The organism is Lacimicrobium sp. SS2-24 (genome assembly GCF_002201535.1).
In the GTDB taxonomy this organism is placed as follows: domain Bacteria; phylum Pseudomonadota; class Gammaproteobacteria; order Enterobacterales; family Alteromonadaceae; genus Lacimicrobium.
In genome coordinates this window covers 107984-122428 of sequence record NZ_NIWW01000006.1, presented here as the reverse complement: position 1 = coordinate 122428, position 14445 = coordinate 107984, and the positions used below count along the sequence as shown (strand labels likewise).

Sequence of the window (14445 nt, the reverse complement as noted above, 5' to 3'; positions counted from 1 at the left end):
GGAATGGGGGACGCCGTATTTATCTGATCAGGGTTTGTGGATCTGTCTCCTCGATGGATTTCGTCAGCACTTTCTCAGCACTGGCGGTGAGTGAGTCTGCGCTTTGCTCATAGTGACGGAAAAATCCGGCTGTTTGCTGGTCAATGTCATCACTCAGGTGATAAGCCATTTCCTGCTTCAGTTGCAGGTAATGGGTTAACGCCAGATCCAGTTTCTGAGTAAAGGTGTAGTGGAAACTGTAAATGGGATAGTCTTCTGTCTGGCTCGCGCTCAGTGCCGAAAAACTGCTTGCGGTGAGGGTCAGGCCAATAAATAAACTTGTGATTACCTTTTTCATAAATAGCTCACTTTGGTTACGTTGAACGAGTGCCGCTTTACAATGTGCTTCGGTATATAAGTAGTGTTAAACCACGAAAACGTTGCATCGGCGTTGTAATAATCTGTGTCAAAAGTGTCTTTTTGACGCGAGTCGTTACATCTGGCCCGTTTATCGTCGGGATATGTCATTAATCGTGGTAGGCTTACAGGTAGATTGGAGACAGAAAAAACGTAGTGATGAACAGATTTGATGCAGTTGTTGCCGGTGGCAGTATGACTGGTGCGGCTATGGCACTGGGACTGGCCCGTCAGGGGTATGCTGTGGCAGTAATTGACCCAAATATACCCGCTCCCTTTGACCCCGCAGATGAACCCGATATCCGGGTGTCTGCCATCAGTGTTGCCTCTCAGACCTTGTTAGAGAAGCTCGGGGCCTGGAAATATCTTAGCGAGATGCGCGTTTGTCCATACCGGCGCCTGAGTGTCTGGGAAGGTGACGCGCAAACCGATTTTCGTGCCGATGATATCGGGGCCACCCATCTGGGGCACATTATAGAAAACCGCCTCATTCAACGTGCGCTGTATGAGGCGCTGCAGGAATATCCACAGGTTAGCTGGCTGACAACGGAACTGTCCTGTGTCGCAGAAACAGACGGCATCACTGTCACCACAAAAGACGGTAATCATCTTATCGCATCATTGCTTATTGGCGCTGATGGTGCACAATCTGCGGTTCGTCGTGAAGTGGGCATCGGTACCAGCGGCTGGCAATACAAGCAGCAGGCGTTTGCTGTGGGGGTGAAAACCCATGCACCTCAGCAGGACATCACCTGGCAATGCTTTGTGCCTACTGGGCCCATGGCATTTTTGCCGCTTTATGACGGCTATGCCTCACTGGTCTGGTATCACCACCCGGAGCACATCAACCAGCTTAAACAGCTGGATGATGAGGCGTTGAAACAACGCATTTGCGAGGCATTTCCGTCTCAGTTGGTTGATTTTGATATCCTCAGCAGAGCTGCCTTTGGCCTGACGCGAATGCATGCCAATGCGTATTTTCGGGGGCGGAGCGTGCTTATCGGTGATGCAGCCCATACCATCAATCCATTGGCGGGCCAGGGGCTCAATTTGGGCTTTAAAGATGTGGCTTGTCTGTTAGAGGAACTGGAACCCATAGCCTGGAAAGACGATGATGACGCGCTGCAACGGGCACTCAGACACTATCAGCGCAAACGTAAACCGGATAACCTGTTGATGATGTCTGCCATGGATGCCATTTATAAAACTTTCAGCAACGATATATTGCCTGCCCGCCTGGCCCGCAATCTGATATTGAATCTGGCACAGCGCAGCGGTCCTGTTAAAGACAAGGTTATGAAATATGCCATGGGATTGTGACGCCACTCAGCAAAAGAAGCGGACGTGCTCGTTAGTCTTCCATAATGCCGGCATAGCGCTCTACAAGAAAATCAATCAGCGCGCGCACTGCGGGCAACAATCCCCGGCGTGATGGAAACACCATGTGAATCATTTCCCGACGGGGTTCCCAGTCAGGAAGGAGCCGCACCAGATTTCCCGCTTCAAGCTGTTGGCCAAGCATCAGAGCTGGCAATTGAACCACGCCAACGCTGGCGACAGCGGCGCTGCGCAATGCCACCATATCGGTAGTGGTATAACGTGGCTCAAAGGTTATCTGGCGTTTTTCACCCTTGATGTGCTGTAAGATCCATTGGTGGTTTTCCTGCGGTGTCGCCCGACTCAGACTCGGCCAGGCTGCCAGCGCTTCTGGTGAGGAGGGGAGTCCGCCTTGTTTCTCAATCAGGGATGGGCTGGCGACCAGATATTGCCCGCGGTCAGATAATACTCTGAGCGCCAGGTCGCTGTCTTCCAAGGGTAACGGGCGCACCCTTAAGGCAATATCAACGCCCTCCGCCAGAACATCTACCCGTCGGTTTGTGGCCTCCAGATTGACTGCAATGTGGGGATAGCGCGCCATGAAATCGCCCAGCATCTCTCCCACATGAAAATGCAGTAAACCCACCGGGCAGGTTAATTTTATGCACCCCCGAGGCTCGGCCTTGAGCCGCTCTATGGTCTCCTGTGCAGCTTCCGCTTCCACCAACATAGCCTGGCAATGCTCGAAATAGCGCTGACCCACTTCGGTAATCAGGAAGTGCCTTGTAGAGCGCTGTATCAGGCGGACACCGAGCCTTTCCTCAAGGGCTGCAATGCGTCGACTGAGTCTGGACTTCGCTACACCCAGTGCCCGGCCAGCCGGCGCAAAACCACCGTGTTTCACCGCCTGTACAAAGTAATACAGATCATTGAGATCCTGCATATATCACCTTTATCGTTTCAAATTTGCAACACTGCATCGCAATTTAGCAGTCTACTGCATTTTTAGATACGTATATAAGATTACATTACGCTGTTTTACCGGAGCACAATGATGAAAGAAGTAATCGAAATTCGAGGCAAACCTCACCGCCACTGGGTAGGAAACGGTTTCCCCGTCAGGTCGATGTTTTCTTACAGGAGTCATCCTCAGGCATTGAGTCCTTTTTTGTTGCTCGATCATGCCGGCCCCGCCGAATTTGCCCCGGCTAACATGCCTCGTGGCGTCGGGCAGCATCCTCACCGTGGTTTCGAGACTGTGACCATCGTTTATCAGGGCGAAGTGGCACACAAAGATAGCACGGGGCAGGGAGGCGTTATTGGTCCGGGAGATGTTCAGTGGATGACCGCAGGCGCCGGTATCGTGCATGAAGAGTTTCACAGCCCCCAATTTACCCGCGAGGGCGGGGAACTGGAGATGGTGCAATTGTGGGTTAACTTGCCCGCAAAACACAAAATGACGGCTGCCGCATATCAGGCCATTAGTAAGCAACAAATACCGCGGCAACAGTTAGAAAACGGGGCGGGCCATGTGCGCGTGATCGCGGGTCAGTATGGTGATGTATCCGGACCTGCTAGCACCTTTACTCCGTTAAATGTGTGGGATGTGGAGCTGGAAGCTGGCAGCCAGACACACTTTAGCCTTCCAAAAGGCTGGGGAGTCGGTCTGGCCGTGTTAAAAGGTAATGTGCGGATAAATAACGCAGCTGATGCCACAACACAGGAGTTGGTAGTGCTGAGTCCGGAAGGAGATACGTTCTCTGTTCAGGCTTCGTCGGCCACCAGGCTTCTGCTAATCAGTGGTGAACCAATCGATGATCCGATTGTGGGACAGGGGCCATTTGTCATGAACAGTTACGCTGAGGTTGAGCAAGCTTTCAGAGACTACCAACAAGGAACTTTTACCTGAAACTCGACAATTGTTGATGATGTGACGATTGCAACAAACCGGGCCGACATGCCCTTTAATTTACCATCAGGAGTGAACCATGAGTAATACTTACAAACGTTTAGATAAAAATGATGCAGCGGTATTGCTGGTAGACCACCAGACTGGGCTGTTGTCTCTGGTCAGAGATATCGACCCAGACCGTTTTAAGAATAATGTACTGGCACTGGCAGATTTGGCTAAATACTTCGGACTTCCAACAATTCTGACAACCAGTTTTGAAGACGGGCCAAACGGTCCTCTGGTACCAGAGTTAAAAGAGACTTTCGCGGACGCGCCGTATATTGCTCGTCCGGGCCAGATCAATGCCTGGGACAATGAAGACTTTGTTAAGGCGGTCAAAGCTACAGGTAAGAAGCAACTGATTATCGCCGGTGTGGTAACAGAGGTGTGTGTGGCCTTTCCAACGCTGTCAGCGCTAGCTGAAGACTTTGATGTGTTCGTCGTTACAGATGCCTCGGGAACATTTAATGAACTAACCCGGAATTCCGCCTGGGAAAGAATGTCTCAAGCGGGTGCACAACTGATGACCTGGTTTGGTGTGGCGTGTGAGTTACATCGTGACTGGCGCAATGATATCGAAGGGTTAGGCCAGCTGTTCTCCAACCATATTCCGGATTACCGCAATTTGATGAACAGTTACGCGACGCTGACATCCTCTAAATAGCGGGATAGTGACCGGTCCGGGTAAGGGCCGGTCTCTTTATGCTCAGTACTTGCCTGTCCCTAGTTTGCGCAGCTGCACCTTCAGGTTCCTGAGGGTTTATCAGTCTGGGCGGGCCGCTGGCTCCAGATATCATCTTCGGTGGCACCCTGTATCTCACAATTGCCATGTTGATATTCCGGTTCCTTGCCAAGTTTACGCTGATTCAGGTAGTCCTGACTAACGGCAACAATGGTCGGTGTCAGCCACACAATGGCGATGATATTGATCACGGTCATCAGGCCCAGCGCCATGTCGGCCATGGCCCAGACATGGGGCAGGGAGGCCATCGATCCCCATAAAATCATCAGCAAGTAACCCACGGTATAAACACTTCGCCCTGCGCGGTTGTCGAGCTTAAACATGTGCAGGTTACTTTCTCCGTAGGCATAGTTGGCCACCACAGAGGTAAAGGCAAACAAACTGATGGCGGCGGCCACAAAATCATTGCCGCCATTGCCGAGATGAAACGACATGGCGTCCTGGGTCATGCGAATGCCTTCCATCTGATCACCTTGCTCGCCACCGGCGAGTAATATGATTACCGCAGTACAGGTACACAGCACCATGGTATCCAGAAATACCCCGAGCATTTGCACGTAGCCCTGACTGGCCGGATGATTAGGATTTGGCGTGGCACTGGCGGCAGCGTGGGGTACGCTTCCTGAGCCTGCTTCATTGGAATACAGACCGCGCTGGATACCGTGTTTGATGGCGGCGCCCAGCGCGCCATAACCGGCTTCCTGCAGGCCGAAGGCAGAGCTGAAAATGTTGGCTAGTACGCCGGGCACCATTTCGATGTTATACACCGTAATGCCAACGGCCACGATCACATAGCTGATACCCATGAAAGGGATCATCCACTCAGCAAAGCGTGCAATTCCGCGTAAGCCCCCGATAACGATGACGCCAGCCAAAAGGATGATAACCAGGCCGGCGTTCAGTGTATCGATACCATAGGCATGATTGAGCGCATCGGTAATGGAATTGGCCTGCACTGCGCTGAAAATAAAGCCGTAACCTAAAAACAAACACAAGGAAAAGGTAATGGCCAGCCAGCGCTTATTCAGGCCTTGCTGAATGTAGTAGGCGGGGCCACCACGGTACTCGCCTTTGCTGTCTTTAACCTTGTAGAGCTGGCCCAGCAGGCTCTCTGCAAAGCCAGTGGCCATGCCGAGAATGGCGATAACCCACATCCAGAATACGGCTCCTGCGCCACCCAATGAGATGGCTACCGCTACACCGGCCAGGTTGCCGGTACCCACCCTTGCTGAAAGGCTGGTACACAGCGCCTGGAAGGAACTGATCCCGGCTTTGTCACTTTTACTGCTGCCTTTTAGCAGGCTGAACATATGGGTAAAGTGGCGAAGCTGTATACCGCCCAGACGCACACTAAACCACACGCCGGTGACCACCAGCATGACAATCAGCAACCAGCCCCAAAGGACACCATTGACAGCAGAAACGAGTTCGTGGATCACAGAAGACTTCTTATTGTTATTGATGATGGGGTTAATACTGTCGGGAATAGCGCGCGCTGTCCAGAGGCTTACGCTTTCAGTCGCAAGCTATCAGCCTGCAAGCTGACCACTGAAGACTGATAACGGTAGATAAAAAAAAGCCGCTCATGGGAGCGGCTTTTTAAATATGGCTGGGGTAGCTGGACTCGAACCAACGAATGGCGGGATCAAAACCCGCTGCCTTACCACTTGGCTATACCCCAATTGTAGGACTCATGCGCGAATAAAGGAGATGGCTGGGGTAGCTGGACTCGAACCAACGAATGGCGGGATCAAAACCCGCTGCCTTACCACTTGGCTATACCCCAACAACATGGTGCGGAAGGAGAGACTCGAACTCTCACGCCGTGAAGCACTGGAACCTAAATCCAGCGTGTCTACCAATTTCACCACTTCCGCAAGATTAATGGTGGCTAAGGCGGGATTCGAACCTGCGACCCCAGCATTATGAGTGCTGTGCTCTAACCAACTGAGCTACTTAGCCACTTGATACTCGCGTTGAGTGGCGCGTATTATGCTGATCTGCCTGATGATGGTCAACCCCTTTTTTGCCCTGTATGTTCTGACTGAGCAGGATATGAGCAATCTTCGCTAAATTGAGTCCGCAAGCACCTGGGTAAGGGAATCCAAGAGAGGTGCCAGGTTTATTTTCGTGTGCTTTGGCGAAAGTGAAGCGAGTGGTCTTATACTTACCATTTAAGCTAATACAGGTTGAGCGGCATGCAGGTAGTGCTTCAACGTCTGCTCGCGGGGTTGGTTTTAAGTTGGGGTCAAATTCATCTTGCCTCGGCAGAGGCACAGCCCGAGCTGACAGTGTTATTGTATGAGCCTGGTAATCCGCCGTACACCATGCTTGATAGTCGCACCCCTGAAGGAATCTTCGCCGATATCTTCGCAGCCATGTCGGCGCATAGCGACCTGCGTTTTAAATTGCACAGCTATCCTGTTGCGCGCGGTCTCGCGGAGTTTGATGATGGACAGGTCGACATCGAGCCTGGCGTCAATCCGGGTTGGCGTCAACATATGGAAGTGCCTGGGGTGTACAGTATCCCCTATGCCCGCACTGTTGAAGTGGTGGTATTTTCACCGGGGAAACGTAAACCCGTGCGTAAACCGGCAGACTTATTTGATGATGTTGTCGGCATCGTCAGAGGGTTTTCTTATCCACGCTTTGATGCGGCTATGAGCACAGGAATGATTACCCGGCTGGATAACCTCTCCAGTGATTTGTTGGCTGAACAGCTGTTACTGGGCAGATTGAGCCAGATATTTATTGGTCACAATACAATTTTGCACCTGCAAAAGATCAGGCCGGAATACCGCGTGCTGGAAATTGGAGATGTGGTGGATGATCAGCCTGTAATGATGCGAGTGCATCCAAGTAAAGCCAGGTATTTGCCACAGATTAATCAGGCGCTGCAGGTAATGATAGACAACGGAGAAATAGAAGAGATTTATTCCCGCTATCAATTCCACCCTCAGGCGGAAGTTAAAGCGCCCCGCTAGGCGGGGCATGCAGAGGAATCAGACATTAAAACGGAAGTGAATCACATCACCGTCTTTGACAATGTATTCCTTGCCTTCTAAGCGCCATTTTCCGGCGTCTTTAGCGCCTTGCTCACCTTTATACTCAATAAAGTTGTCATACCCTACCACTTCAGCGCGGATAAAGCCTTTTTCAAAATCGGTATGGATCTTACCTGCTGCCTGCGGTGCCGTAGAGCCGATGGGGAAGGTCCAGGCACGCACTTCTTTCACACCAGCGGTGAAGTAGGTGTTCAGATTAAGCAAGTCGTAACCGGCACGGATGACGCGGTTTAAGCCCGGCTCATCAAGGCCCATATCCGCCATAAACTCGGCTTTTTCTTCTTCTTCCAGCTCGGCAATTTCTGATTCGATGGCGGCACAGACTGCTACCACCACGGCATTTTCGCCTTCTGCAATGGCTTTGACCTTGTCCAGATGAGGATTGTTTTCAAAACCGTCTTCATTGACATTGGCGATGTACATGGTGGGTTTGAGAGTCAGAAAGTTCATGTAGGCGATGGCGGCCAGCTCTTCTTTTTCTAAAGGCACTGAGCGCAGCATGTTGCCCTGGTCGAGGTGTGGTTTGATTTTCTCCAGTACCTGAACCTCAAACTTTGCGTCTTTATCGCCACCTTTGGCGCGCTTGCCAACTCTCAGCAGAGCCTTTTCGCAGGTGTCCAAATCGGCCAGCGCCAGCTCAGTATTGATCACATCAATATCATCGGCCGGATTCACACCGCCTGCCACATGCACGATATTGTCATTTTCAAAACAGCGCACCACGTGACCAATGGCATCGGTTTCGCGGATATTGGCCAAAAATTTATTGCCCAGCCCTTCGCCTTTGGACGCGCCAGCCACCAGGCCCGCGATATCCACGAATTCCATGGTAGTGGGAATAACGCGCTGAGGGTTGACGATCTCCGCCAGTTTATCCAGACGAATGTCGGGCACCGGCACCACACCGGTATTTGGTTCAATGGTGCAAAAAGGAAAATTTGCGGCTTCAATACCTGCCTTGGTCAGGGCGTTGAACAAGGTGGATTTACCCACATTCGGCAAACCGACAATGCCACATTTAAAACCCATGAAAGTATCCTCTGCGTTAATCTGCTTTGAAGGAATGCAGGCGATTCATCGCAGTCACCATTCCGTCTTTAATTAGAATTTCTGTACAGCGTACGGCTTCATCGATAGCTGCATCTATTTTTTCCTGTTCATCGGGCCTGGCTTTGCCCAGAACATGGCCTGTGACCTTGCTTTTATGACCAGGGTGACCAATACCGATGCGCAGACGATGAAAACCTTTATCGTTGCCCAGGCAACTGACAATATCACGAATACCGTTCTGACTGGCGCTGCCGCCGGTTTTGAGCTTGACCACACCCGGTGGCAAGTCCAGTTCATCATAGGCCACCAGAATCTGGTCTGTTTCAATACGATAGAAATTTGCCATGGCAGCAACCGCCTGGCCACTTCGGTTCATGAAAGTCGTGGGGTAAAGGAGTCTGATATCCTGACCGGCAACGGTCAAACGGGCAGTGCACCCGAAGAACTTGCTTTCCGCTTTCAGGGAAACGTGAAAGTGACTGGCAAGGGCATTAACAAACCAGGCACCGGCATTGTGCCTGGTATTTTCATATTCGGGGCCCGGGTTACCCAGGCCCACAATCAGCTTCACCAAGAGGATTACTCCTCAGTCTTGGCTTCTTCCTCGCCGTCATCGGCTGCTGTTTCTTCATCTTCTACAGCAGGACCTTTGGCAGCTTTAATTGTCACAACCGCCAGATCGTGGTCTTCACCTTTGGCTAACTCGGTCAAAGAGGTACCCTTAGGCAATACCAGGTCAGACAAGTGCAGGGTCTGGCCCATTTCCACATTGAGCAGATCCACTTCGATGTACTCAGGCAGATCGTGTGGCAGACACTGAATTTCTACATCAGCCATGTGGTGTTCAGCGTGACCGCCTTCCAGTTTGATGGCTTTTGCTTTTTCTTCGTTAATGAAGTGCAAAGGTACGTGAGTGGTCACCGCTTGCTTGGCATCAACACGCAGAAAATCAAGGTGAGTCAGCTTAGGCTTGTAAGGGTGGCGCTGGATATCTTTTACCAGAGCTTCCACTTTTTTACCTTCGATGTTCAGGGTCAGCACGTGGCTGTAGAAGGCTTCAAAGTCCTGCGCCTGGTTAACTTTGTTGTGATCCAGGGTCAGAGAAACCGGCTCTTTGCCCGCTCCGTAAAGGATGGCAGGAACTTTATCTGCACGACGCAGGCGGCGGCTCGCACCTTTCCCCAGGTCTGTGCGGATTTCCGCATCCAGATTAAAAATCGCTTCAGACATAATAAACTCCAAAAAATAAGTGGTTCGGATTTCGCGACCAAAATCCGAAAAGTAGGCCCCTCTTTTAAAGGGCGGCGAATTCTAACACCGGCAAGGGCGGGACACAAGAGAGGAGTGTGCAGGGCAAAAGCCTGGGCGGCATTGGATGCTTCGGTGATCTCCCTTTAATGGGTATTTTTACTACTGCGTACCTTCGAGTCATCCAGCACACTGATGCTGATAATTTCCACAACGGTACCAAACTGCTGGAAGGTGACTCTGTCTTTTATTGGCTTCGCCTCTACCTTTACCACCAGACCATGTCGGCGATACGCTTGTGCCAGCGCCAATGGCTGATATTTACTACCATCTTTGGCGATGAGCGCGTAAAACCCGCCCTCCAGATCCTTGTACACCACCTCTGCAGTGAACTGTATATGTTGATCCTGCGTCATGTCGGCATTCCTGTCTGTTGAGGCGCCGGTGTGAGGTTGCTCTATCACCTGGCTTTGCGTGTGTGACTCGCAGGCGACCATGAATGGCAACAGGCAACTCAGCACGGTGACAATTCTCATTTGTACGACCTTCAAACACGATAATTTGTGTCAGCATAGAACAGGTGTGCTTTCAATGTCACACATGTTTTGTTGTACCGGAACGAAAAATGCCGGAACAGGTCCGGCATTTATATAGGGAGTAGGGAGTCCGCCTTAGTATTCGAACATAGCCGAGATAGACTCTTCGTTGCTGACCCGACGAATGGCTTCGGCCAACATATCTGAAAGGCTCAGTTGTTTAACCTTACCCAGTGCTTTGATTTGTGGTGACAACGGAATACTGTCGGTGACGATAATTTCGTCCATGACCGACTCTTCAAGATTCTTCGCGGCATTGCCGGAGAAAATAGCATGGGTCGCATAGGCAAATACCCGTCGGGCGCCATGATCTTTTAGCGCCTGAGCGGCTTTACACAATGTGCCACCGGTATCAATCATGTCATCGACAATGATGCAATCTCTGTCTTGCACATCACCGATAATATGCATCACCTGAGACACATTGGCTTTGGGACGACGTTTATCGATAATAGCGAGATCCAAGTCATTCATAACCTTGGCCAGAGCACGGGCACGCACCACGCCACCGATGTCCGGAGACACCACCACAGGGTTAACAAACTCACGTTCGCGCATGTCCTCAAGCAAAATCGGGGTACCAAAGGCATTGTCTACAGGTACATCGAAGAAGCCCTGAATCTGTTCGGCGTGCAAATCCACCGTCAGTACGCGATCAACACCCACATTGGAGAGAAAGTCTGCAACCACTTTTGCAGTAATGGGAACCCGTGCAGAGCGCACGCGACGGTCCTGGCGGGCATAACCAAAATAGGGCAGTACCGCAGTAATACGCCCTGCTGAGGCTCGACGCAGCGCGTCAATCATGACAATCAATTCCATCAGGTTGTCATTGGTTGGGGCACAGGTGGACTGGATGATGAAGACATCAGATCCGCGCACGTTTTCATGAATTTCGACGCTGATTTCGCCATCGCTGAAACGTCCTACGCTGGCATGCCCGAGTTTGGTGTAGAGCCTGTCGGCGACTTTCTGGGCGAGTTCTGGTACGGCATTACCAGCAAATAACTTCATATCCGGCACGGTAGGATCCTCAATGAGCTGTCTAAATTGTTTGGTTGGCATTTCTCACTCTGTCCAGCATTTGTTGCAACGGGGATTGATTGCACCCCTTGGCGACAAAGCCATGACACCTTTTCGGTAGCTGAGAAAGCAGGTTTTCAGCTTGGTTTTGGTCATCACAAATGGCGAACAGACTTGAACCCGTTCCCGTCATCCGCGACGGCGCGTATTCTAACAACCAGTGTAATAGATTTGCAACTTGCGGGTGCATCGTACAAACCAGTTTTTCACAGTCGTTGACTGTAGTTTCAAAGCGATAATCCTGCCAGTTGATCGGCGCCGTGTGACGGGGCAAATCAGGATGGTTGAAGATTTTCGCAGTTGAAACTTCAATGCCGGGGTTGGCGACAAGGAAATATTTCTGTGCCTGGGGGGCTGGCGTCAGGGTTTCACCAACGCCCGAAGCAAATGCGGTATCACCATGCACAAATACCGGTACATCGGCACCGAGCTGCAAGCCGAGTTGAGCCAGCTCCTGCACGTTCAGACCGCATTGCCATAGATGATTTAACGCCACAAGCGTGGTTGCAGCATTGGAAGAACCGCCGCCAATACCGCCCCCCATGGGCAAGCGTTTGTGCAGGCGAATCCGGCAGCCCTGATGCGCTCCGCTGTATGCCTGAAGCAGTCTGGCGGCACGCACAATCAGGTTGTCTTCGTTAGCGACCCCGGGGATGGGCGTTATCAACTCAATGCGAGCATCCGCTGTGATGTCAAAATTAAGGCTGTCGCCATAATCAAGCATCTGAAACAGGCTTTGTAATTGGTGGTAGCCATCTTGGCGCCGCCCGGTAATGTGCAGAAAAAGATTGAGTTTGGCCGGGGAGGGCCACCACATCAGTTCAGTCGCCATGCATCAACCCGTATTTTAATGCTGTTCGAACCCGTATTCAGGCGAATATCGTGTGGTAGTAATATGCCATCAGTCGCACGATAATCGCTGTATCTGACCACCCAGCCATCCCGGGTTTTGAGGGTGCTAATCAGTCCATCATCAGAAAATTCGAGCTGCGCGTTGGGGCTGGCCTGTCCTTTTACCCACTGGCTAATCGATTCAACCGGGATCGTCCAGCCTAACAGGTCGTAGAGCAGTTCGCCGGCATTGGTGTGATAATAGTGCTCGTCGTCGTATTGCAGTTCAACACGGTTATCGTGCTTTTCCAGTACCAGAATGTTGGTGCCTAAAAAACTGCTCAGGTTGACGTTGAACTGTTGGTTCTGTTGTTGCCAGTTAAGATTGGCACTGAACTTGTCTTGTTCTGAGCGAAAGGCCAGCTTACCCCGTACATGCCAGTTTTTTAGTTTTTTAAGGCTGGCCTGATGCTGGACTGCATTGACCGGCTGATACGTGGGTGGGCGCGTGGCACAACCGAAAAGCAGCAGCAAAAGCACGCCGATAATGGTCAGGCGGTAAGGATTGGCAGTTAACATGAAATAACAGCAGGGTATAGAATGCTTTCTATGGGAACACATAACCGTCGATGCTTTCAATAGTTTTGGCTTTTGCGTACAATGCCACGCCGTAACCGCTCACTCTCAGGCATTAACACACGACTCCACAATGGCGCTAATTGCATTCGGTATTAATCACAACACGGCTCCTGTGGAAGTCCGCGAGAAGGTTGCCTTCTCCACCGACAGCCAGCTGGAAGCCTTGCGCGCCCTCAAAGAAGAGCTCGGCAGCCAGGAGTCGGTGATTCTGTCTACCTGTAATCGCACCGAAATCTATGCCGACCTGGATATTTCCCAACAGCAGCTGGGGCAGTGGCTGGCGTCATTCCATCAGTTAGATAAAGATGCCATAGAAAACACCAGCTATTGGTTCAGTGAAGAACGCGCCATCAGGCATCTGATGCGTGTGGCCAGCGGACTTGACTCGATGGTGTTGGGAGAGCCGCAGATTCTGGGACAGGTAAAACAGGCATACACCAGTGCGCGCCACAGTGGCATGATCAGCAGTGGTTTTGAGCGTTTGTTTCAACAGACCTTTTCGGTCGCCAAGAAAGTGCGCTCAGATACCGATATCGGCGCCAATGCTGTCTCCGTTGCGTTTGCTGCCGTGCAGCTGGCTAAACATATTTTTTCTTCACTGAGCAAGGTGAATGTGCTGTTGATCGGAGCAGGCGAAACCATAGAACTGGTGGCCAGGCATCTGTATGAACAAAATGTGCGCAGCATACGTGTTGCCAACAGAACGCTCAGTCGCGCCAGTGATATGGCTGAGCCTCTAGGGGCCGATGTGATCACCCTGGCGCAGATCCCGGATCATCTGCATGAGGCCGATATCATCATCAGCTCTACGGCGAGTCAGTTGCCGATTCTGGGTAAGGGTGTGGTAGAAAGGGCATTGAAAAAGCGTCGCCATCAGCCCATGTTTCTGGTGGATTTGGCGGTGCCGCGAGATGTGGAAAGTGAAGTCGCTGAATTGGATGACGCGTACCTTTACACAGTGGATGACTTACAACAAATCGTGCAGGAGAATCGCGCCTCACGTCAGTCCGCCGCGGCAAAGGCAGAAACGCTGATAGAGCAGGGCGTGGCTGAGTTTTTAACCTGGCATGATACTCAGGCTTCCATTGACTTGGTGCGAGCTTATCGTGAACAGAATGAAGCGCTGAAATTGAAATTGCAGCAGCGGGCCATTAAACAGTTACAGGAAGGTAAAGCGGCGGAAGCGGTGGTGACAGAGCTGGCCAACAAGTTAACTAACAGCCTGATTCACGCGCCCACCAAGGCCATTAAGCACGCTGCAGCGCAAAAAGATGACTCAACGTTAGCGCTTTTGAGAGAGGCGCTGGGGCTGGGGTCAGACAAGTAAAAAATGAGTCGGTCAAAAGCGGGGTAACCATGCAGTCTCTGCAAAAGGACCATGCCGGATACGTCTTTTGATGCTTTGATGTTAACGGCGAAATGCCGGGATTTTAGTGCGTCGAGAGCACAGCAGAGCTATGTTAAACTGACTCAAACGGCTAAGCGGGCGGGCTTTCGACAGGCTTTGCACACAAATTTGCAGGGTGG

At 51.4% G+C, this 14445-nt stretch carries 15 protein-coding genes and 4 tRNA genes; 5 read left to right on the top strand and 14 right to left on the bottom strand.

Annotated elements, in window-relative coordinates:
• Positions 1-19 precede the first annotated feature (19 nt).
• On the bottom strand, positions 20-337 hold the full coding sequence (locus CCY32_RS11560; protein WP_088330851.1) for a hypothetical protein: 318 nt from the start codon (positions 335-337) through the stop codon (positions 20-22).
• A 218-nt stretch (positions 338-555) separates the two neighbouring features.
• Here CCY32_RS11560 and CCY32_RS11555 point away from each other — a divergent pair, with 218 nt between their 5' ends.
• Complete coding sequence (locus CCY32_RS11555) at positions 556-1716, top strand: FAD-dependent monooxygenase (RefSeq protein WP_088330849.1); 1161 nt, start codon at positions 556-558, stop codon at positions 1714-1716.
• 31 nt (positions 1717-1747) lie between these two features.
• Here the strand turns inward: CCY32_RS11555 and CCY32_RS11550 are convergent, their stop codons facing one another.
• Complete coding sequence (locus tag CCY32_RS11550; RefSeq protein ID WP_088330847.1) at positions 1748-2656, bottom strand: LysR family transcriptional regulator; 909 nt, start codon at positions 2654-2656, stop codon at positions 1748-1750.
• Between the two features lie 108 nt (positions 2657-2764).
• Here CCY32_RS11550 and CCY32_RS11545 point away from each other — a divergent pair, with 108 nt between their 5' ends.
• Positions 2765-3622 carry a pirin family protein gene (locus CCY32_RS11545; RefSeq protein ID WP_246840602.1) on the top strand — a complete coding sequence of 286 codons (858 nt, stop codon included), beginning with the start codon at positions 2765-2767 and terminating at the stop codon, positions 3620-3622.
• 79 nt (positions 3623-3701) lie between these two features.
• A complete protein-coding gene (gene ycaC / locus CCY32_RS11540) occupies positions 3702-4328 on the top strand; it encodes an isochorismate family cysteine hydrolase YcaC (RefSeq protein WP_088330843.1) in 627 nt (208 codons plus the stop codon).
• Positions 4329-4408: 80 nt separating this feature from the next.
• Here ycaC and CCY32_RS11535 read toward each other — a convergent pair whose 3' ends face one another.
• From CCY32_RS11535 to CCY32_RS11515, 5 genes are all read right to left on the bottom strand, one after another.
• Positions 4409-5845, bottom strand: coding sequence for an alanine/glycine:cation symporter family protein (locus CCY32_RS11535; RefSeq protein WP_088330842.1), 1437 nt, complete (start codon positions 5843-5845; stop codon positions 4409-4411).
• Positions 5846-6012: 167 nt separating this feature from the next.
• A tRNA-Gln gene (locus CCY32_RS11530) sits at positions 6013-6087 on the bottom strand.
• 30 nt (positions 6088-6117) lie between these two features.
• Positions 6118-6192, bottom strand: a tRNA-Gln gene (locus tag CCY32_RS11525).
• A 6-nt stretch (positions 6193-6198) separates the two neighbouring features.
• A tRNA-Leu gene (locus CCY32_RS11520) sits at positions 6199-6283 on the bottom strand.
• An 8-nt stretch (positions 6284-6291) separates the two neighbouring features.
• Positions 6292-6368, bottom strand: a tRNA-Met gene (locus tag CCY32_RS11515).
• Positions 6369-6604: 236 nt separating this feature from the next.
• Between CCY32_RS11515 and CCY32_RS11510 the strand changes: the two genes are divergently transcribed.
• Positions 6605-7390 (top strand): transporter substrate-binding domain-containing protein, encoded by a 786-nt coding sequence (locus CCY32_RS11510; protein WP_088330841.1) that lies wholly within the window; start codon positions 6605-6607, stop codon positions 7388-7390.
• An 18-nt stretch (positions 7391-7408) separates the two neighbouring features.
• Here the strand turns inward: CCY32_RS11510 and ychF are convergent, their stop codons facing one another.
• The 7 genes from ychF to lolB all read right to left on the bottom strand — a co-directional run bounded on the left by ychF (position 7409) and on the right by lolB (position 12858).
• Positions 7409-8500, bottom strand: a complete 1092-nt coding sequence (gene ychF, locus CCY32_RS11505) for a redox-regulated ATPase YchF (protein ID WP_088330840.1) — start codon at positions 8498-8500, stop codon at positions 7409-7411.
• A 16-nt stretch (positions 8501-8516) separates the two neighbouring features.
• Positions 8517-9101, bottom strand: a complete 585-nt coding sequence (gene pth / locus CCY32_RS11500) for an aminoacyl-tRNA hydrolase (protein ID WP_088330838.1) — start codon at positions 9099-9101, stop codon at positions 8517-8519.
• The gene (locus tag CCY32_RS11495) at positions 9101-9751 is read right to left on the bottom strand and encodes a 50S ribosomal protein L25/general stress protein Ctc (RefSeq protein WP_088330836.1); all 651 of its coding nucleotides are present in this window, start codon (positions 9749-9751) and stop codon (positions 9101-9103) included. The genes pth and CCY32_RS11495 overlap by 1 nt, the downstream gene beginning before the upstream one ends.
• 164 nt (positions 9752-9915) lie before the next feature.
• The gene (locus CCY32_RS11490; protein ID WP_088330834.1) at positions 9916-10305 is read right to left on the bottom strand and encodes a hypothetical protein; all 390 of its coding nucleotides are present in this window, start codon (positions 10303-10305) and stop codon (positions 9916-9918) included.
• Positions 10306-10440: 135 nt separating this feature from the next.
• On the bottom strand, positions 10441-11388 hold the full coding sequence (locus CCY32_RS11485) for a ribose-phosphate pyrophosphokinase (protein ID WP_062484068.1): 948 nt from the start codon (positions 11386-11388) through the stop codon (positions 10441-10443).
• 22 nt (positions 11389-11410) lie between these two features.
• Complete coding sequence (ispE, locus tag CCY32_RS11480; protein WP_088330832.1) at positions 11411-12280, bottom strand: 4-(cytidine 5'-diphospho)-2-C-methyl-D-erythritol kinase; 870 nt, start codon at positions 12278-12280, stop codon at positions 11411-11413.
• Positions 12265-12858, bottom strand: coding sequence for a lipoprotein insertase outer membrane protein LolB (gene lolB / locus CCY32_RS11475; protein ID WP_168171497.1), 594 nt, complete (start codon positions 12856-12858; stop codon positions 12265-12267). Before lolB ends, ispE begins: the two co-directional genes overlap by 16 nt.
• A gap of 130 nt (positions 12859-12988) precedes the next feature.
• On the opposite strand from lolB, the gene hemA reads away from it, so the two are divergent.
• Positions 12989-14245: a glutamyl-tRNA reductase gene (gene hemA / locus CCY32_RS11470; protein WP_088330827.1), complete on the top strand. Its 1257-nt coding sequence runs from the start codon at positions 12989-12991 to the stop codon at positions 14243-14245.
• Positions 14246-14445: the final 200 nt, after the last annotated feature.

Coding starts and splice junctions, on each gene's coding strand:
- CCY32_RS11560 (WP_088330851.1), bottom strand. CDS start 337: ATGAAAAAGGTAATCACAAGTTTATTTATTGGCCTGACCCTCACCGCA.
- CCY32_RS11555 (WP_088330849.1), top strand. CDS start 556: ATGAACAGATTTGATGCAGTTGTTGCCGGTGGCAGTATGACTGGTGCG.
- CCY32_RS11550 (WP_088330847.1), bottom strand. CDS start 2,656: ATGCAGGATCTCAATGATCTGTATTACTTTGTACAGGCGGTGAAACAC.
- CCY32_RS11545 (WP_246840602.1), top strand. CDS start 2,765: ATGATGAAAGAAGTAATCGAAATTCGAGGCAAACCTCACCGCCACTGG.
- ycaC (WP_088330843.1), top strand. CDS start 3,702: ATGAGTAATACTTACAAACGTTTAGATAAAAATGATGCAGCGGTATTG.
- CCY32_RS11510 (WP_088330841.1), top strand. CDS start 6,605: ATGCAGGTAGTGCTTCAACGTCTGCTCGCGGGGTTGGTTTTAAGTTGG.
- ychF (WP_088330840.1), bottom strand. CDS start 8,500: ATGGGTTTTAAATGTGGCATTGTCGGTTTGCCGAATGTGGGTAAATCC.
- CCY32_RS11495 (WP_088330836.1), bottom strand. CDS start 9,751: ATGTCTGAAGCGATTTTTAATCTGGATGCGGAAATCCGCACAGACCTG.
- CCY32_RS11490 (WP_088330834.1), bottom strand. CDS start 10,305: ATGAGAATTGTCACCGTGCTGAGTTGCCTGTTGCCATTCATGGTCGCC.
- ispE (WP_088330832.1), bottom strand. CDS start 12,280: ATGGCGACTGAACTGATGTGGTGGCCCTCCCCGGCCAAACTCAATCTT.
- lolB (WP_168171497.1), bottom strand. CDS start 12,858: ATGTTAACTGCCAATCCTTACCGCCTGACCATTATCGGCGTGCTTTTG.
- hemA (WP_088330827.1), top strand. CDS start 12,989: ATGGCGCTAATTGCATTCGGTATTAATCACAACACGGCTCCTGTGGAA.